Consider the following 19,252-nt stretch of genomic DNA (forward strand, 5'->3'; position numbering starts at 1 on the left):
AACGGCGGCCAATGGCCGCCGCTATCTGAGAAATGAAGACACTGCGCCTGCGCCCTGCCGCGGGCGATGCTTGATAGTGCATCGCCGCGTCGGCGCTGGCAAGCAGTCAGATCAAGACTAGCCGCCTCATCCGCAGGATTTCAGGCCGATTCCCGGGGTCAGCCGCTTTTGCAGCGCCTTGAGCTTGTCGGCCTGCTGCGCGTCCAGCGTCTTGAAGCTCAGCGTGGTCTTGCTCGCCTTCTGCCCCTTTTGCTGCACCAGCGCCTTGTCGTAGCCCGCCGCCTTCAGTCGCGCGGCCAAGCCCTTGGCCGCCTCTTCCTTGCCGAACAGGCCCAGCGACAGGTGGCCTTTGAAATCGTCGCTTTTGACGATGTAGTTGTCAAAACCCTTGCCTTTCAGCTCCGACGACAGCGTCGAAGTCTCCGCCTGGGTCGCCAACGGCGGGTAATAGACCCAGAAGCGCCCGCCTCCGCCGGCCTCCTCCTTGCTGGCTTCGCTCAACTGGCCGGCCTTGAGTTTGAGTTGAGGCACGCCGCCCTTGACTCTGGCCAGCAGCTTTTCATCCAGCGGCCCCCATTGCAAGCAAGCCGCTGCGGTTTCCGCCGGCTTGGCCGCTTCGGGCTTGGCGTCCGCGTTGCCCGGTTCAGGCTTGGCGGCTTCCGCTTTGGCAGCCGCTGTTTTCGGCGCGGACGCTTCCTGAGCTTTCTTGGCCGCCGCGGGCTTGTCCGCTTTGGGCGCGGAGGATTCGCGCAAAGGCTCCGCCGCAGGAGCGGAGGCGGCCGGCGCGGAGACGGCGTTCGGCTTCCAGTTGGCCGGCAGCAGTTTGACCAACTCCGGGCTCACTTCCTGCGCCCGCACATCCGCCGGCGGACGCTGCTTGAACAAGCCATACATCGCCACCAACAAATTCAGCACCACGACCAAGGCTAGAAACCACTTCATTTTTTGTCGGCCACTCTTAATAAGCCCAATAACACCAGATTATCCACGATCTCGACCGGCCCGGCGAGCCAAGGCGCCAACTTCGCGGCGTCGCCGCCGGTCAGCAGCACCCGCACCGGGGCGCGTCCGGTGCGCGCTTGCAATTGCCGGCGCTGGGCTTCCACCGCGCCGGTCAGCGCGTATACCGCGCCGCTGGCCAAGGCGTCTTCGGTCCCTTGCGGGAACGGCGTCACCACACCGGCGGAGCGGTCCAAATTGGCGGTGTTCCGCGCCAGGCTGCTCAACATCAGATTCAACCCGGGCACAATCAACCCGCCCAGATATTCGCCCTCCGCCGTCAAGGCTTCCACGGTCAAAGCGGTGCCGGCGCAGGCAACGATCACATCACACTGATGCAGTTGCCGCGCGGCCAGCACCGCCAGCCAGCGGTCGGCCCCCTGCTCGGCCGGATTGCGGTAAGCATTGCGCACATCGCCGAAACCCGCCTCCGCGCGCACCCAGCGCAAGGGGCTGGGCGCCGCCACCGCCAAGGCTTTAGCCACCTCGTCGCGGGCCACCGACGCGCCCCAAGCTTCCGTAATCGGCCATTGCCGCCAGACTTCGGCCAGGCTGGCGATCTCGCCGTGCTCCACCGCGTCCTGCGCCAACCAGCCGCGTCCATCATGCACCGCCCATTTGACCCGGCTATTACCGGCGTCGATCAACAACTTCATGCCAGCTTCCTCAAACTGACCTCGCCGGCGTGATAGGTCTTCATCCCGTCGACGGTGTCCACCAGCAAGGCGCCGCTCTCAGCCACGCCTCGGGCTATGCCCTGTACCGGATCGCCATGGGAAAAACTCAAACAGACCGGCGCGTCCTGGTGCGCGGACAAACTCATCCACTCCTGGCGCAAGGGCATAAAACCATGGCGGTCGAAGTCGCTCAGCACGCGGTGCAATTCGTTCAGCAGCTCCGCCAGCAGCGCGCTGCGCGCCAGCTTGACGCCTGCCTCGGCCAAAAAGGCCACCGGCTGGTCCACTTCGCCCGGATCGCTCACATTCATGCCGACGCCGATCACCACCGCGGTCGGCCCCAGCGCATCGCCGGACAGCTCGATCAGGATGCCGGCCAGCTTGCGTTCGTCCAACAACACATCGTTCGGCCACTTCAAGGCCACCGGCGCGCCCAAGCGCCGCAACGTCCGCGCCAAGGCCACCCCCACTGCCAAGGAAAGCCCGGCCAACTGGGACAGACCGCGGTCGAAACGCCACAGCAGGGAGAAGGTCAGGCCCGAGCCCAGCCGAGCCTGCCAGCGTCGCCCCAGCCGGCCCCGGCCGGCTGTTTGCAGCTCCGTCGCCAACACCAAGCCATGCAAGCCGCCGCTGGCGGCGCGCGCCAACAGTTGGGAATTGGTGGAATCCGTACGCTCCGCCACCGCCAGCGTGAAGGTGTCGGCAGCCGCTTCGTCCAGGCCATCGCGGATAGCCGCCACGTCCAGCCATTCAAACGGCGCCGCCAAGCGATAGCCCTGGCCGCGCACGCTGAACACGGTGACGCCCAAATCCTGCTGAATGGCGTGCACCGCTTGCCAGACCAGGGTGCGGGAACATCCCAATTCGCCGGCGATGTCCTCGCCGGAATGGAAGCGACCGTCGGCGAGACGGCGCAACACCGCGAAAGCGTGCTCGCTCACTGCTTGGCCTCGTTGGCCCGGATCTTGTGCAAGGTAGCGGTGGTGGAAGTATCGAACAGGAAAGGTATGGAATGCACCGAGCCGCCTCGCGCCAGCGTCTCGGCGCTGCCGACGATTTTATCCGGTGTCCAGTCGCCGCCTTTGACCAGCACGTCGGGGCGCACCAGCTCGATCAGTTGCGCCGGGGTGTCTTCGTCGAAACAGATCACCAGGCTCACGCTTTCCAGCGCGGCCAATACCGCCGCTCGGTCGTCCTGATGATTGATGGGCCGGTCGTCGCCCTTGCCCAGGCGGCGCACCGAAGCATCGGTGTTCAGACCCAGCACCAGGCTGGCGCCCAAGGCGCGCGCCTGCGCCAGATAGGTCACATGCCCGCGGTGCAGGATATCGAAGCAGCCATTGGTAAAAACAATGGGGCGCGGCAAGGCCGCCAGCTTTTGTTGCAATTGCTCTGCACTGCAGATCTTATTTTCAAACAATGGGGCCGGATACGACATTCGTTTCCCTGAGACAATTTGGTGGGCCCGAGCAGCGTAGGTCAACACACACGCACACCCTGCGGACAGCATCCCTATAATTGAAATGCCACCAAGGATACCATTCGCGGCGCCACTTCCCCAACCGCAACACCTACTTTAACGCCAGCAATTGGCTACCGTGCCGCTGGCGGCCCCTCTATTGCCTAAATTATCTAATGTCAAATTCCCGCAAGAGTCATTTTGCAAAGTCGCGCTGGGTACTGCTGTAATGGTAAACGCAGTACCAGAAGACTGGAGGGCCGTACTGATAGTGTATGCAGAGACTCCGGACGAGATATCTACCGTTGCACTGGACTGTGAAGCGTTATAGCTATTGTTCATTGTGAACCAACGCTCCTGCTCCTGCGCCATCTGCAGCATGGTGGACTCAGCTTGTGCCCGCCTCCCGCGCATGACATAACTGCTATATGACGGATAGGCGATTGCCGCCACAATACCGAGAATAGCTACCACAATCATCATCTCAATCAAGGTAAACCCAGCCAAACGCCTCGTCGCCATCAAGAATACCCCTACCAAGTTTGAATGATTTCCCGCCAGGATAAACGGCCGAAAGAACCACTAAATGTATTGACTCGGACACAGCCGCCCTTGCCGCCTGAACCTGCTGTGCAAATCCACTCATAGCCGTTTTGATCGATCAATCTCAAAGGAGTCCCTCCCGTCACGCCACTGCTGTCTCCTGGCCGGAATCGGCCGGCAGCCTGATCACTGCTGTTGATCACGCCATCGCCATTGGTGTCGAACACAGGGGTCGAGCTCATACCTCCACTAAATATATTAACCTCGGTCACCCAGGATGTCCCGCCATTGGTACAACCGGTAGAATCCGGAATGATGCTATTAAAACGCACAGTCTTGGTACCCCTCAGCAGCGGCTTCGCCACCACTCTCTCATTGGCCGTCAATTGAATATACCAACCATTGCTACTACTACTCATTGCCGTGGACGAGGTAGCGTTGAAGGTCCCCCCTACCGTGCCGCTCAGTTGAGAGCCTATGGTCTGCTGCAACAGACTGCCGGTAATTGGATTAGTTAAGGCAAGCCCAGTATCGCGTACTCCATACAAAGCCTGAGTCCCCACAGTGCGATCGCTGTCGGATAAGAACTGGCCAGTACCAAACAACACCAAGTAGCCTTTCTGACTATCCCGGGTGACCACCGGGGCCGCCGTGATCGGCTGACGCACCCCCAATGCCTGAGTCGAACCGGAGGTGGTAACTGAATAAGCGGAGATCAGCGGCAGACATGCCGAGGAGCAGACACTGTTGTAGTTGCCCGCAGTTCCCCAAGCAGAGATGCCCCAGCTGGAAGGGGTGGCCGAATTCAGATTAAACTTCCATAAATTGCCGTTGATATCACCAGCATAAACAAAGTCCACCATGCCGTCGCCTGTAGTGTCCACTGCCGTCGGGCTGCCCATGGCATTTGGACTCACGCTCTGCCCTGACTGATTGGGAACATCAATGCGAAAATAATTGCTTCCTCTCGCCCAAGCTTCTCCTTGTGCTTTATCTAGATACAAAACGAAAATGGATGCCAAGCCACCGCTACCTGTCTGATTGTAGCCATTACCGAAGATTACCGCCGGGCGACCATTCTGTAGTTTGACGATTTGTGGATTTCCAATTGTCTGTCCCAGATTGGGATCATCTGCGCTCGTGAACTCCCACAATACGCTGGACGCCCCCATACTACCTGGCAGGGTAATATCAAGCGCATAGACACTATTGCCTCCCGCCCCAGTTGTGCCCACCACCACAGTGCGAGCCTCAGCAACAGTCAGCGCCGAGCCAGATGACGATAAAGTAAAACAGACATCCCTGGCATTTGGCGTGCCGTCGTTGTAATACTGATGCACATAAGATGGGGAGGTCAGGCTAGGTAGATTAGCGAAAATCCCACCAGGTAGATAAGCAAACCGTTCGTTGCCGCTCATATCGAAACCGTGCAAGAAGCCATCATTGGCTGCCACCATTACCATCGCTGGTCGCGAAAAGATGGCGGCACGGTCAGTCGCTTGCGTGCTGCTGTTTGCCGCAAACGCGCAGTCTGCGGGGTCCTGAGCGGGGGCAGCCATATAAACCGGGGATGAATTGACGATATCACCCAAGCGATAGTTTCGAGGACGAAACTGCGGTGATGAACCTGTCGCTTCATTCGTCTTGTCACCACGCAGGTAGCTGACTCGAGCAGCCCCTTGAGCGTCTGTGCTGTTCAATGCAAGCTTCTGTGCATTTGTCGCCGCCAAACCGCTAAACCAAGCACTGTTGAAAGTCGCACCCAAGCGTGCGGCAACGTCGTAGGTCAACACTGTGCGGCCAGCCAAATTACTGTTTAGCTGTGTCTCCAGAGTATTTTTCGCTCGCCAGCCATGACTCGAGTCCTGTACTAGAGTTGGGGCGGAAAACGCATTGGCCTGGACAATCTGATAAGCGATTAGATCGCCATGCCAGTCAGTCGAGTCAAATGATGACTGGAACACATAGGCAGAAGAAAATACTTGAGAGCCGCTGGAAGTAGTCGACAAACCAGCCAGCGTCGGATCAGTTGCCGCGGAAATCGAAGCAAACGCAGATTGCAAAGCCGTGGTCATCCGAGAGGGATCACTAGCTTGGGCAAAATTTTTAGGAACACCATTAGGGTACGCAGCGATACTGGTTGCCCCGCTAGGATCACTTGTCCATTCTGATCGGGTACCTGGTGTCTGCGTACCATCGGTGTCAGTAAAGCCACCATATTTTGCTGCCAGATAAAATGGGTTGGTAGTTTGGGTCTTTGCATTCCCATTTTCCACTACATCTATCATGAAAGCATTAACGGTTTGTTTGCCGGTCAGGTCCGGGCGCAAATCGGTGACATTTCCCCAATAGGCCAAGCCAGCGATAAATGGCGGCGAATTAGTCGAACCGGTATTGATACTGGACAGATTGCTCACACCCTCCTGATTGCCAATGGAGTTTGTCCACGCGGTAACCCCTGAGCCACTACCACTCACAGGCGGTGACCCCATATTGGACGCGGCATCGTCATTGGGTGGTCGCAAAGGTGACGTCTGATTACCACTCGGCACGGGCCAAGCGGAACCGGGCAAATCCACATCACCATGGGTATTGGTATCACCAATATAAATAATGAAATTCTGTTGACATGAATTGACAATAGGGTCATCCCAGTCCGTTATAACTGGAAAATTATCCTTCATCGCAGCAGTCAAGCTACCACTATAAGCAGAGTAATTACCTATTTTACGAAAATAACGCAAAGCAGCATAATAGAGCTCTGCGGCTGGGTCGTAGGTTTTATAGCCATTATTATCACCAAACTTATTCAAATAATTAATCACCCCGCTATTAGCAACACTACTGCCGGTAGCATCTGTAACATCAGGATTTACCGCAAACACCCCATTGACATTACTCCATTCAGCCCCTAAGGTGAAAATATTGGAGGAGGTCGTCGCAGACGTTGATGAGGAAGAAATGCCAGGATATTTCATTCGCGCTCGCAACACCCCACCATCACGATTGTAATTAGCATCAATCAAATAGCTAAATACACTAAAGCGCATATCCCCGCCGTACTGCTGAATTAAACCTTCCGGCTTATAATTACTTCCATACCCTGTGCAGTTATCTTCTATACCATTACCGTACTTCGAAGTCAGACCTAAGCTCGAGTATTGAGAATTGCTCACACCGCTAACTGTAGTGCACACCTTAGCCATCACATTGAACGTACCCAAAGTAGTCCAAGTGGTGCCATTGTTAGAGCCCTCCACCGTAGTGGACCAGTTAAGGCTGGTAAATCTCAGTTGCGAATAACTATATGGACTCAATGACGAAACATTGGTCGTTAGCTTGCGTACAGTATTGAAACCATAACCCTGGTTTTGTCCAGAAACAATCCGGGCGCCGCGCAACACGGTCAGGCTGGCCGTATCTCCCGCGGTATAATCTGTCGCTGTACCGCTGGTTCCTAAAGCTCGATTGCCCCCAGTCAAGGTCTGTCGAAAAACATCAATCGCCGACATCGTCGCCCAGTTCAAAAGGCTACCGCTCCAATTACTACCGCTACAGGTACGATTCGTCGCGTTATTCACCAGAGATACCGGATAAAAGTACCCCGGTGTAGAACCTGACCCCGCTTGATAGGCATAACACTTGTACTGATCAAAATACCCTTTATGGTCCTTGCTCAATTCCGTGCTATCAAAAGTCCGATTAGTATAAGCTTCCCCAGCTGTAGGAAACTCTACCGACAAGCCCAGCAATACATTGGGGCCATAGCGCCCCCCCACCCCCGCTAGAGGCACTTGTGACACACTAATAGCTGCGGCAGCAGGCCAAGCCAGCCAAAAACCGCAAAACCCCAGCCCTCTTAACAACTTGCCACTTAGCGCCATGCCTCATTACCCCACTATCAAAAGGGTCGGTACACGCTTTCAAGCGTGACATTAATTTGCGGGTTCATACCGAAACCGCGACTGGTAATTCGGTACTGCACACTTTGCCCACCCGTTTGAGCAGTCAGATCTTCGCCCGGCTTGATTGCGGGAAATACCTCAACCACATAACGTGGCGCCTGCAAGCTGGCACTGGGTGGGCTCCAACTACTGCTATCTATCGCCTTGGTCACCGTATCTGTCGCACTACTCAAACGGCTATTTAGCAGTACATGCATCGGGCCGCTTGCGGATGGAAGACATAGACCATTGGCGGAACTCGCCGTTGTGCAATCGACAAAACCATAACGTCCCCGGATCTGGCCTATCGTCACTTGATTTTCAGCAAACCGTAGCGCTGCCTCTGCTGATTCCGCTGCCAGAATAAAATCGCGTCCATTACGTGCAAAGCGCTCCTCCTGCACGGAAGAATAGGAGGCCGAAAGCGCCACTAACATCAGCGCGACCAAGAACACCAAAGTCACCACAAGGGTCACACCCCGTTGGGATTGAAGAGCTACTTGGTACTTCATGGTATTCGGTTCCGCAACGTAAAAGTCGACTCAAAAACTCGGCGCGACCAACAGGGTGTCGCAGCAACGCAAGCAACAGTAGAACTAGCCAAAGGATTAACAACAGAACCGGTATCGGTGCCCACTACATAGTTTGAACCAAACATATTAAATGCCGCGGGCTCTGCGCGCAGCTGACCATACACTGGATCGGTGCGCGCCAACAAAGCCACCCGCATGGCAACAACCTGAGTCATGTCGATACTTGCGCTTGGGGGAGAAAACTGATCCGCGACACCATCACCAGTACTGTCAACACCAAGCAGAATCTGAATACGCTCAATATTATCGGCGACCACGCCAGTCGCCAAATTACTTCCGGAGGGAGCAACTCCATTCCAAAGCACATCACACATCAGCGATGGACGAGTCACCCCACTAATCGTATTCACATCGATATAAAACCGATTCGACACTATTGTATTTTTTGATGTAACACTATTACCCAAACAATCAGGAGTAGCATTCCCTGTGCTGGCTTGAGGCCCCGTCATAAAGGTGATGGTAAATTGATCGGACTTGACGCCATTTAGAACCGACAAAGCATTTGACGCGTTGAATGAAGTCACGGTTACATCATTGCTGGCGGACAAAACTTGACTTGCTTGAAGGCTGGGTATAGCCCAATTGCCACTGGCATCCATTGAGACCGTCCATGTTCCGCTTGCGGAAAAAGTGCCGCCCAAAATATCATAGAAACCCGCTTGCCGAACTAGACGGCCAATCTGGGCCATAGCAAAACGACCGTTATCCTGCATTTGAGCATGACCGGCCTGAGCCTTGTTAGTCTGTTGATTAGACAAATACAAGCTGGCGACGGCCAATGACACCATCAAGCCAATCGTAATCGCAATCATCAGCTCAATCAGTGTCAGACCCAACTGTTTGGAACTTGGCACGCGGTTCGCCATTAATTTGGCCTCACAAACAATTGCAGCTGTGCCGCTTGCGCAGATGCCTGTGCTGCGCCCACCCCAGCGAAGCCGCCGCGCTCGCTCCAGCTAACTGTGATCGTAAAACCACTGGACGCTGCTGCCACCGAAACGGTCCCACTAGACAGTCCACCACGAGTCGGATCCACAGCCAATGCTTGTATCTCCGTCAAATCAAAATCTTTTCTCTGCGCTACGGTGCAGCTTGCCGTATAACAATTGGCCACAGTACCTGAGGCCGCAACACCATACGCCCCACTTGGATTGCTGCGAATGCGTTCCGCCATCTGCTCCGCCAGCAGGCTCGCCTGCGCCCGGCTAGCACTCAAGGCGGAATACCGGAGATTGTTCAATTGCAGACCCGCAATACCTAACAAACCAAAAGCCAGAATCACAATGGACACCAAAACTTCCAGCAACGTAAATCCGCGACAACGCAATCGAGACATCTCTCTTTTGGCATAATTCATGGGCAACTTTCACCACTATTCAGTGAGGCCACCATGGGGCGGCCTGACGTAGAGAAGACCAGCTTGCGAGCGATACTTGCATTTGCTGAATCATCACAGATGATCAAATTTCCCGGTGTTGTCCAACTAGCGTTGTACATCTGAACTCGGCCTGTAGGTACGTAGCGATAAGAAGTTACCGTAGAAGCACCTGACACGCTCAAGCGCAACAAAGAGCTGATATTAGATTGTCTTAATACAATCAAATCAGTCGTACCGGAAGCTGCCGTACTACCAAACGGTAATGCAGTACCGACAGCTAAAGCGTTATCTTGATTCAAGTCCACAAAAGCCACCCACCCCATATTCCAGCTACTTGCATTACAGCCACCATTGCTCTGACTAGCACAGATCACAACCGGAACCCCAGTTCTGACCGAGTTGCTCCGAGCAGAAAGAAAGGTCTGCATCAAATCGTTTGCCGCAGCAGAAATACGATTTGCGCGAACAAAATTGATAACGGACGGCACGGCGATAGCAAGCAGGATTGCGGCAACTGCAAATACCACAATCATTTCAATCAAGGTGAATCCCTTATGGGATTGGCGGGCTGACACTATCTCTCTCCTTTGCTTGTTTCATCCTACGACATCGCTATATCACCAGCAAACCCAAGCGACAAACGCATGTACAGCGGAGATGAGCGGCATGCTTACCGAAAGTTACGGGCTACCGATCTGGATCCTGAGCGCCTCGCAGACGCAAAAAAGCCTCCCATGGGGAGGCTTGGCAAGATCTGACAACACCAATGCAAAAGCCCAGCTCGTCTGAGCTGGGCTTCGCAATCGGGCGTCTGGCGGTGTCCTACTTTCACATGGCGAATGCCACACTATCATCGGCGCTAAGGCGTTTCACGGTCCTGTTCGGGATGGGAAGGCGTGGGACCACCTCGCTATGGCCACCAGACATAAACTGGTACAAACTAGAAGAAGCCTAGGCTGATCTTTGATCAGCCCACATATATTCGGTATTCAATTGTGTCGCACACCCACATCTCGTCGCTCAGTCTCCCAAGCCACTCAAATGATAGGATCAAGCCTCACGAGCAATTAGTATCGGTTAGCTTAACGCCTCACAGCGCTTCCACACCCGACCTATCAACGTCCTGGTCTCGAACGACTCTTCAGGAGGGTCAAGCCCTCAGGGAAGTCTCATCTTCAGGCGAGTTTCCCGCTTAGATGCTTTCAGCGGTTATCTCTTCCGCACTTAGCTACCCGGCAATGCGACTGGCGTCACAACCGGTACACCAGAGGTGCGTCCACTCCGGTCCTCTCGTACTAGGAGCAGCCCCCGTCAAACTTCCAACGCCCACTGCAGATAGGGACCAAACTGTCTCACGACGTTTTGAACCCAGCTCACGTACCACTTTAAATGGCGAACAGCCATACCCTTGGGACCGGCTACAGCCCCAGGATGTGATGAGCCGACATCGAGGTGCCAAACACCGCCGTCGATGTGAACTCTTGGGCGGTATCAGCCTGTTATCCCCGGAGTACCTTTTATCCGTTGAGCGATGGCCCTTCCATTCAGAACCACCGGATCACTATGTCCTGCTTTCGCACCTGCTCGACTTGTCGGTCTCGCAGTTAAGCTACCTTTTGCCATTGCACTATCAGCACGATTTCCGACCGTACCTAGGTAACCTTCGAACTCCTCCGTTACACTTTGGGAGGAGACCGCCCCAGTCAAACTGCCTACCATGCACTGTCCCCAATCCGGATCACGGACCAAGGTTAGAACCTCAAACACACCAGGGTGGTATTTCAAGGACGGCTCCATGAGAACTAGCGTTCCCACTTCATAGCCTCCCACCTATCCTACACAAGTCTGTTCAAAGTCCAATGCAAAGCTACAGTAAAGGTTCACGGGGTCTTTCCGTCTAGCAGCGGGGAGATTGCATCTTCACAAACACTTCAACTTCGCTGAGTCTCAGGAGGAGACAGTGTGGCCATCGTTACGCCATTCGTGCGGGTCGGAACTTACCCGACAAGGAATTTCGCTACCTTAGGACCGTTATAGTTACGGCCGCCGTTTACTGGGGCTTCGATCAAGAGCTTGCACCCCATCACTTAACCTTCCAGCACCGGGCAGGCGTCACACCGTATACGTCCACTTTCGTGTTGGCACAGTGCTGTGTTTTTGTTAAACAGTCGCAGCCACCGATTCTCTGCGACCTCTCAAAGCTCCTCCCGCAGGGGATTCACTCTAAGAGGCATACCTTCTCCCGAAGTTACGGTATCAATTTGCCGAGTTCCTTCTCCTGAGTTCTCTCAAGCGCCTTAGAATTCTCATCCTGCCCACCTGTGTCGGTTTGCGGTACGGTTCTTATGCAGCTGAAGCTTAGTGGCTTTTCCTGGAAGCGTGGTATCAGTCACTTCAGGTCCGTAGACCCTCGTCATCACGTCTCGGCCTTAAGGGAAGGCGGATTTGCCTACCTCCCCAGCCTACCGGCTTAAACAGACTATTCCAACAGTCTGATGACCTAACCTTCTCCGTCCCCACATCGCACTGCATAAAAGTACGGGAATTTTAACCCGTTTCCCATCGACTACGCTTTTCAGCCTCGCCTTAGGGGCCGACTCACCCTACGCCGATGAACGTTGCGTAGGAAACCTTGGGCTTTCGGCGAGCGGGCTTTTCACCCGCTTTATCGCTACTCATGTCAGCATTCGCACTTCTGATATCTCCAGCATCCCTTACGAGACACCTTCTCAGACCTACAGAACGCTCCCCTACCATCTGCACTTACGTGCAAATCCGCAGCTTCGGTTATCAGTTTGAGCCCCGTTACATCTTCCGCGCAGGACGACTCGACCAGTGAGCTATTACGCTTTCTTTAAATGATGGCTGCTTCTAAGCCAACATCCTGGCTGTCTAGGCCTTCCCACTTCGTTTACCACTTAACTGATCATTTGGGACCTTAGCTGGCGGTCTGGGTTGTTTCCCTCTTGACGATGGACGTTAGCACCCACCGTCTGTCTCCCATGCTCGCACTTTCCGGTATTCAGAGTTTGCCATGGTTTGGTAAATCGCAATGACCCCCTAGCCATAACAGTGCTTTACCCCCGGAAGTGATACATGAGGCACTACCTAAATAGTTTTCGGGGAGAACCAGCTATCTCCGAGTTTGTTTAGCCTTTCACCCCTATCCACAGCTCATCCCCTAGTTTTGCAACACTAGTGGGTTCGGACCTCCAGTGCGTGTTACCGCACCTTCATCCTGGCCATGGATAGATCACTCGGTTTCGGGTCTACGCCCAGCAACTAAATCGCCCTATTCGGACTCGGTTTCCCTACGCCTCCCCTATTCGGTTAAGCTCGCTACTGAACGTAAGTCGCTGACCCATTATACAAAAGGTACGCAGTCACGGAACAAGTCCGCTCCCACTGTTTGTATGCATCCGGTTTCAGGTTCTATTTCACTCCCCTCCCGGGGTTCTTTTCGCCTTTCCCTCACGGTACTGGTTCACTATCGGTCGATCATGAGTATTTAGCCTTGGAGGATGGTCCCCCCATCTTCAGACAGGATTTCTCGTGTCCCGCCCTACTTATCGTACGCCTAGTCCTTGGAATGCGTTTTCGTGTACGGGGCTATCACCCACTATGGCAGTCCTTTCCATGAACCTTCCACTAACACAATCCATAACACGTACAGGCTCTTCCGCGTTCGCTCGCCACTACTAACGGAATCTCGGTTGATTTCTTTTCCTGCAGCTACTTAGATGTTTCAGTTCGCTGCGTTCGCCTCCTCGTGCCTATGTATTCAGCACGGGATCTCCTTGCGGAGGGGTTTCCCCATTCGGACATCGCGGGATCAAAGCTCTATTGCCAGCTCCCCCGCGCTTTTCGCAGGCTTACACGTCCTTCTTCGCCTATGATCGCCAAGGCATCCACCAGATGCACTTAGTCGCTTGACCCTATCATTTCAGTAACCTGGATCACTAAAACAACAAGTTGTGTTTGTGCGACGACTACACCGCCCCTTTTGATATGGCGACGTAGCCTAGATACAATCAAATACCCAAGATGACGATCCAGCCAATGAAGACTTAACTCCATCGTCTTTCTCGCCGTCTTTATATATTCGGCTTCTTCAGTTTGTTAAAGATCGGGCGTTAAAAATACAACGCAAACACAACCAAGCTGTTTTGCAAACTCGCTTGTGTTTGAGTTGTGGTGGAGGATGACGGGATCGAACCGACGACCCCCTGCTTGCAAAGCAGGTGCTCTCCCAACTGAGCTAATCCCCCTCTTTTTGCCTTATGCAGCGTTGCTCAACAACTCATGTACAATTGTACATTTCGCTATTTCGCGCCTTGCCTAAGCCAAAAATTACGTATCGCTACGCAAATTCTTGGTGGGTCTGGTTGGACTCGAACCAACGACCCCCGCCTTATCAAGACGGTGCTCTAACCAGCTGAGCTACAAACCCATTTCTCGGTCAGCCATCGCTGGCTGACACGCCCTTAACTACAAATAACCGATAGGCTGTAAGTACTCGATCAACAACCTTCTCTAGAAAGGAGGTGATCCAGCCGCAGGTTCCCCTACGGCTACCTTGTTACGACTTCACCCCAGTCATGAATCCCACCGTGGTAAGCGGCCTCCTTACGGTTAGCCTACCCACTTCTGGTGAAACTCACTCCCATGGTGTGACGGGCGGTGTGTACAAGACCCGGGAACGTATTCACCGCAGCATGCTGATCTGCGATTACTAGCGATTCCGACTTCACGCACTCGAGTTGCAGAGTGCGATCCGGACTACGATCGGTTTTATGAGATTGGCTCCACCTCGCGGCTTCGCGACCCTCTGTACCGACCATTGTATGACGTGTGAAGCCCTGGTCATAAGGGCCATGAGGACTTGACGTCATCCCCACCTTCCTCCGGTTTGTCACCGGCAGTCCCATTAGAGTGCCCAACTTAATGATGGCAACTAATGGCAAGGGTTGCGCTCGTTGCGGGACTTAACCCAACATCTCACGACACGAGCTGACGACAGCCATGCAGCACCTGTGTTAACGCTCCCTTTCGGGCACCGCCACATCTCTGCAGCGTTCGTTACATGTCAAGACCAGGTAAGGTTTTTCGCGTTGCATCGAATTAATCCACATCATCCACCGCTTGTGCGGGTCCCCGTCAATTCCTTTGAGTTTTAACCTTGCGGCCGTACTCCCCAGGCGGTCAACTTCTCGCGTTAGCTTCGCTACCAAGGATTCAAACCCCCAACAGCTAGTTGACATCGTTTAGGGCGTGGACTACCAGGGTATCTAATCCTGTTTGCTCCCCACGCTTTCGTGCATGAGCGTCAGTGTCATCCCAGGGGGCTGCCTTCGCCATCGGTATTCCTCCGCATCTCTACGCATTTCACTGCTACACGCGGAATTCTACCCCCCTCTGACGCACTCTAGTCGTGCAGTCTCCAATGCCGTTCCCAGGTTAAGCCCGGGGCTTTCACATCAGACTTGCACAACCGCCTGCGCACGCTTTACGCCCAGTAATTCCGATTAACGCTTGCACCCTACGTATTACCGCGGCTGCTGGCACGTAGTTAGCCGGTGCTTATTCTTCCGGTACTCTCAGCCCCAGTAGGTATTAACCACTGGGATTTGCTCCCGGACAAAAGTCCTTTACAACCCGAAGGCCTTCTTCAGACACGCGGCATGGCTGGATCAGGCTTGCGCCCATTGTCCAAAATTCCCCACTGCTGCCTCCCGTAGGAGTCTGGGCCGTGTCTCAGTCCCAGTGTGGCGGATCATCCTCTCAGACCCGCTACTGATCGTCGCCTTGGTGAGCCTTTACCCCACCAACTAGCTAATCAGACATCGGCTGCTCGTATAACGTGAGGCCTTACGGTCCCCCACTTTCCCCCTCAGGGCGTATGCGGTATTAATCCGGCTTTCGCCGAGCTATCCCCCATTACACGGTACATTCCGATGCATTACTCACCCGTTCGCCACTCGTCAGCGGTGCAAGCACCCTGTTACCGTTCGACTTGCATGTGTAAAGCATGCCGCCAGCGTTCAATCTGAGCCAGGATCAAACTCTTCAGTTCAATTCCAAGCAAATTTTCTGGCACGCAAGATCAAAGAAACATCGAGACATTTCTCGTCTTGCAGTGCAAGTGTTTGGTCATCGACCGAGCACTTACACCTATCGGTTATTCGTTCTGTTAAAGATCGGTGCAGATCGCTGCGCTTCGTTTCCGTCGCTGCGTTGTCTGCTGAGGAGGCGAACTATACGTCACGACCCTAAACCCGTCAACACCTTTTTTGATAAAAACCGCCATTTCCGCAAGCAGCCTCTACAAACCGTTGATTTGTAAAGAATCGGTCATATCGGGCCGGAATGATTTATTCCGTGCGTCCTGCCTAACCTCGCTTCAAGGGGGAAGCTCATATGCGTCAAAGCCCCGCAAACCGGGGCTTTGACTGAAATGAGCGCCGGTTTTCAGGCCGGCGCCCACGCCAAGATGACTCAAAAGTTTTGCTCAGCTACGGTAGTCCGCATTGATTTTCACATAATCATAGGAGAAGTCGCAGGTCCAAACCGTAGCCTCCGCCGCGCCGCGCCCCAAGTTCACCCGCACCAGGATTTCCGGCTGGGCCATCACGCGCTGGCCGTCTTCCTCTTTATATAGAGGATTGCGCCCGCCGTTGACGGCGACCAGCACATCGTCCAGATACAGTTCCAGGCGATCGACATCCAGGTCCTGCACCCCAGCGTAGCCGATGGCGCACAGCAGACGCCCCAGGTTGGGATCGGAGGCGAAGAAAGCGGTTTTCACCAGCGGGGAGCGCGCGATGGCGTAAGCGACGTCCTTGCATTCTTCGAACGAGCGGCCGCCCTCGACTTTGACCGTGATGAACTTGGTGGCGCCCTCTCCGTCGCGGACGATGGCCTGGGCCAATGCCGTGGCGACTTGAACCAGTTCCGCCTTTAACGCTTGGTAGGCTGCCTGCTGCGGGGAATCGATCAACGGCCCCCCGCTCTGACCGGTGGAGATCAGGATGAAGCTGTCGTTGGTGGAGGTGTCACCGTCCACCGAGATGCAGTTAAAGGAAACATCGGCCACTTCCTTCACCAATTGACGCAGCACCGGACGGGTTACCGCGGCGTCGGTAGCGATGAAGCCCAGCATGGTGGCCATATTGGGATGGATCATGCCGGCGCCTTTGGAGATGCCGGTGATGTTGACCAGGTGGCCCTCCAGCGTCAGGCGGGCGCTAACCGCTTTGGGCGCGGTGTCCGTTGTCATGATGGCGCGGGCGGCATCGGCCCAGTCCGCGCCTTGTCGTCCCGGCAGCGCCGCGGCGATCTTGTCTACCGGCAGGGGTTCCAGAATCACGCCGGTGGAGAAGGGCAGAATCTGTTCGGGTTGGCAACCCAGCTCATCGGCCAGCGTCCGGCAGACTTGCAGCGCGTCGCTACGGCCTTGTTCGCCGGTGCCGGCGTTGGCGTTGCCTGTGTTGACGACCAGCGCGCGGATTTGCACACCGGCGTCCAGATGCTTTTTACAGACTTGCACCGGAGCGGCGCAAAAGCGGTTTTGGGTGAACACGCCGGCAACGGTGTTGCCCTTGTCCAGACGGATGACCAACACGTCGTTGCGGTCGGCTTTCTTGATGCCGGCGGCGGCGACGCTCAATTCCACGCCGGGAATGGGGAAGAGATGTTCGCCGCTGACGGGCTTGAGGTTTACTGCCATCTATCGCTCCAGATCAATCAATATTATTCGCATCGATTGTAGCGGATTTGTTCCGCCGGACTGGAAACTAAAACGGCAGACGGATCAGCCCGCCTCGGCCGCCGCCGCGTTCAATAATTCGAGCAGCGCCTCGCCGTAGCGCGCCAGCTTGAGCTCCCCCAATCCATAGACCTTGGCCAGGCCGGCACGCGAGGTAGGATGCTTTTCCACCAGGTCTCGCAAGGTGCGGTCGGAGAACACCGCGTAGGCCGGCACATTGTGTTCGTCCGCCATTTGTCGGCGCCAGCCGCGCAGCGCCTGCCACAGGCGTTCTTCGCGTTCGGTGCGCAGCCAGCGGTCGGCGCTGGCTGTGCTGCGCGACGCTTTGTCGTCGGCCACCGGCCGCAAATAGACTTTTTCCTGGCCTTTGAGCACGCTGCGGCATTCATCGCTCAACACCAGCGATTGGCCGCGGGCGATGTCGACATGCAACAGCTTGCGCGCCACCAGTTGGCGAACGATGGAGCGCCAGACACGTTGGTTGTAATCTCGACCGATGCCGAAGGTGGACAGCTTATCGTGGCCGTAATGGCCAACGCTTTGATTGGCGCGGCCCAGCAGCACGTCGATCACGTGGCCGGCGGAGAAGCGCTGCTCCACCCGGTAAATGCAGGACAGCAGCTTTTGTACCGCCACGGTGGCGTCGAAGGTGATGGGCGGATGCAGGCAGTTGTCGCAATGGCCGCAAGGGCTGCTCTGTTCGCCGAAATGCGCCAGGATGTGCTGACGGCGGCAGGACGCGGCTTCGCAAAAGGCCAGCATGGCTTCGAGCTTTCCTAGCTCCACCTGCTTTTGCAGTTCGGCCATTTCCCCGCCCTCTATCATTTGCCGCAGCTGCACCACGTCGTTGAGTCCATAGCACAACCAACTGGCGGCGGGCAGCCCGTCGCGGCCGGCGCGGCCGGACTCCTGATAGAAGTTCTCCGGGCTCTTGGGCATGTCGATATGAGCGACGAAGCGCACGTCCGGCTTGTCTATGCCCATGCCGAAAGCAACGGTGGCCACCATGACCACGCCCTCGTCGCGCAGGAATTCGCGCTGATTCGCCTCACGCTGCTGATGGCTGAGGCCGGCGTGGTAGGGCAGCGCGTGAATGCCGTTGTCGCATAACCATTGCGCGGTGTCTTCCACGCGCTTGCGCGACAGGCAATAGACGATGCCGGCGCTGCCCGGGTATTCGTTGCGGATGAAATCAAGCAGTTGCTTCTTGGCGTTGTGCTTTTCCACCACTTGGTAGAACAAGTTGGGCCGGTCGAAGCTGGACAGAAAAACGCGCGCGTCCTGCAGCTTCAAGTAATCAATGATGTCCGCGCGGGTTTGTTCGTCGGCGGTGGCGGTCAGGGCAATGCGCGGCACTTGCGGGAAACGTTCGGCCAGGAAGCCCAATTGCTGGTATTCCGGACGGAAGTCATGACCCCAGTGGCTGACGCAATGCGCTTCGTCGATGGCGAACAGGCTGATGTTCAGCTGAGATACGAACTCTTGGAAGCGCGGCGTCAGCAAACGTTCCGGCGCCACGTACAAGAGGTCCAGCGAGCCGGCCCGCGCCTGGCGCGCGATGTCGCGGGCTTCGTCCAGCGGGGTGGCGGAATTGAGGCAGGCCGCGGCCACGCCCTGTTCCACCAGAGTGGCCACCTGGTCCTGCATCAGCGCGATCAGCGGCGACACCACGATGGCGACGCCTGGACGCATCAGCGCGGGGATCTGGAAACAGAGGCTTTTGCCGCCGCCAGTGGGCATCAGCACCAGCGCGTGGCCGCCCTGGGCGACATGATCGACAATCTCCCCTTGCTGCCCGCGGAATTCGGGATAGCCGAAGATATTATTGAGTAGGGAGAGCGCGTCCTGCATAAGCCGTCTTCTTGCGAGAAGGGGACTATTGTACGGCAAG

12 protein-coding genes, 2 tRNA genes and 3 rRNA genes are annotated in these 19,252 nt (G+C 55.6%); all 17 read right to left on the reverse strand.

The features are described from left to right. Nucleotides 1-126: 126 nt before the first annotated feature. A complete protein-coding gene (locus DXT74_RS01790) occupies nt 127-942 on the reverse strand; it encodes an SPOR domain-containing protein (protein ID WP_194427168.1) in 816 nt (271 codons plus the stop codon). Continuing rightward, nucleotides 939-1,655 (reverse strand): type III pantothenate kinase, encoded by a 717-nt coding sequence (locus DXT74_RS01795; RefSeq protein ID WP_194427169.1) that lies wholly within the window; start codon nt 1,653-1,655, stop codon nt 939-941. Before DXT74_RS01795 ends, DXT74_RS01790 begins: the two co-directional genes overlap by 4 nt. Next, nucleotides 1,652-2,617 (reverse strand): biotin--[acetyl-CoA-carboxylase] ligase, encoded by a 966-nt coding sequence (locus DXT74_RS01800; protein ID WP_043638347.1) that lies wholly within the window; start codon nt 2,615-2,617, stop codon nt 1,652-1,654. The genes DXT74_RS01795 and DXT74_RS01800 overlap by 4 nt, the downstream gene beginning before the upstream one ends. After that, on the reverse strand, nt 2,614-3,114 hold the full coding sequence (rfaE2, locus tag DXT74_RS01805) for a D-glycero-beta-D-manno-heptose 1-phosphate adenylyltransferase (protein WP_194427170.1): 501 nt from the start codon (nt 3,112-3,114) through the stop codon (nt 2,614-2,616). The genes DXT74_RS01800 and rfaE2 overlap by 4 nt, the downstream gene beginning before the upstream one ends. A 138-nt stretch (nt 3,115-3,252) precedes the next feature. Beyond that, nucleotides 3,253-3,657: a type IV pilin protein gene (locus DXT74_RS01810; RefSeq protein ID WP_194427171.1), complete on the reverse strand. Its 405-nt coding sequence runs from the start codon at nt 3,655-3,657 to the stop codon at nt 3,253-3,255. Between the two features lie 11 nt (nt 3,658-3,668). Continuing rightward, entirely contained in the window at nt 3,669-7,562 is a 3,894-nt protein-coding gene (locus DXT74_RS01815) for a pilus assembly protein (RefSeq protein WP_194427172.1), read from the reverse strand. 17 nt (nt 7,563-7,579) lie between these two features. After that, nucleotides 7,580-8,134, reverse strand: coding sequence for a PilX N-terminal domain-containing pilus assembly protein (locus DXT74_RS01820; protein ID WP_081862664.1), 555 nt, complete (start codon nt 8,132-8,134; stop codon nt 7,580-7,582). Beyond that, nucleotides 8,131-9,084 carry a PilW family protein gene (locus tag DXT74_RS01825; RefSeq protein WP_194428025.1) on the reverse strand — a complete coding sequence of 318 codons (954 nt, stop codon included), beginning with the start codon at nt 9,082-9,084 and terminating at the stop codon, nt 8,131-8,133. Before DXT74_RS01825 ends, DXT74_RS01820 begins: the two co-directional genes overlap by 4 nt. Then, the gene (pilV, locus tag DXT74_RS01830) at nt 9,084-9,575 is read right to left on the reverse strand and encodes a type IV pilus modification protein PilV (protein WP_194427173.1); all 492 of its coding nucleotides are present in this window, start codon (nt 9,573-9,575) and stop codon (nt 9,084-9,086) included. The genes DXT74_RS01825 and pilV overlap by 1 nt, the downstream gene beginning before the upstream one ends. Next, nucleotides 9,572-10,171 (reverse strand): GspH/FimT family pseudopilin, encoded by a 600-nt coding sequence (locus DXT74_RS01835; protein WP_081862667.1) that lies wholly within the window; start codon nt 10,169-10,171, stop codon nt 9,572-9,574. Before DXT74_RS01835 ends, pilV begins: the two co-directional genes overlap by 4 nt. A 234-nt stretch (nt 10,172-10,405) precedes the next feature. Further along, a 5S ribosomal RNA gene (rrf, locus tag DXT74_RS01840) occupies nt 10,406-10,520 on the reverse strand. A 122-nt stretch (nt 10,521-10,642) separates the two neighbouring features. Beyond that, a 23S ribosomal RNA gene (locus DXT74_RS01845) occupies nt 10,643-13,531 on the reverse strand. A 257-nt stretch (nt 13,532-13,788) separates the two neighbouring features. Further along, nucleotides 13,789-13,864 (reverse strand) — tRNA-Ala (locus tag DXT74_RS01850). A gap of 105 nt (nt 13,865-13,969) precedes the next feature. Continuing rightward, nucleotides 13,970-14,046, reverse strand: a tRNA-Ile gene (locus DXT74_RS01855). A gap of 87 nt (nt 14,047-14,133) precedes the next feature. Next, nucleotides 14,134-15,669: ribosomal RNA gene (locus tag DXT74_RS01860) — 16S ribosomal RNA — on the reverse strand. Together the 16S, 23S and 5S rRNA genes with 2 tRNA genes alongside form the textbook arrangement of a ribosomal RNA operon. Nucleotides 15,670-16,104: 435 nt before the next feature. Beyond that, nucleotides 16,105-17,322, reverse strand: coding sequence for a bifunctional glutamate N-acetyltransferase/amino-acid acetyltransferase ArgJ (gene argJ, locus DXT74_RS01865; protein WP_194427174.1), 1,218 nt, complete (start codon nt 17,320-17,322; stop codon nt 16,105-16,107). Nucleotides 17,323-17,406: 84 nt separating this feature from the next. Next, nucleotides 17,407-19,212, reverse strand: coding sequence for a DNA helicase RecQ (recQ, locus tag DXT74_RS01870; protein WP_043642320.1), 1,806 nt, complete (start codon nt 19,210-19,212; stop codon nt 17,407-17,409). Nucleotides 19,213-19,252: the final 40 nt, after the last annotated feature.

The sequence above is a fragment of the Chromobacterium sp. Rain0013 genome, from assembly GCF_015291765.1.
Taxonomy (GTDB): domain Bacteria; phylum Pseudomonadota; class Gammaproteobacteria; order Burkholderiales; family Chromobacteriaceae; genus Chromobacterium; species Chromobacterium haemolyticum.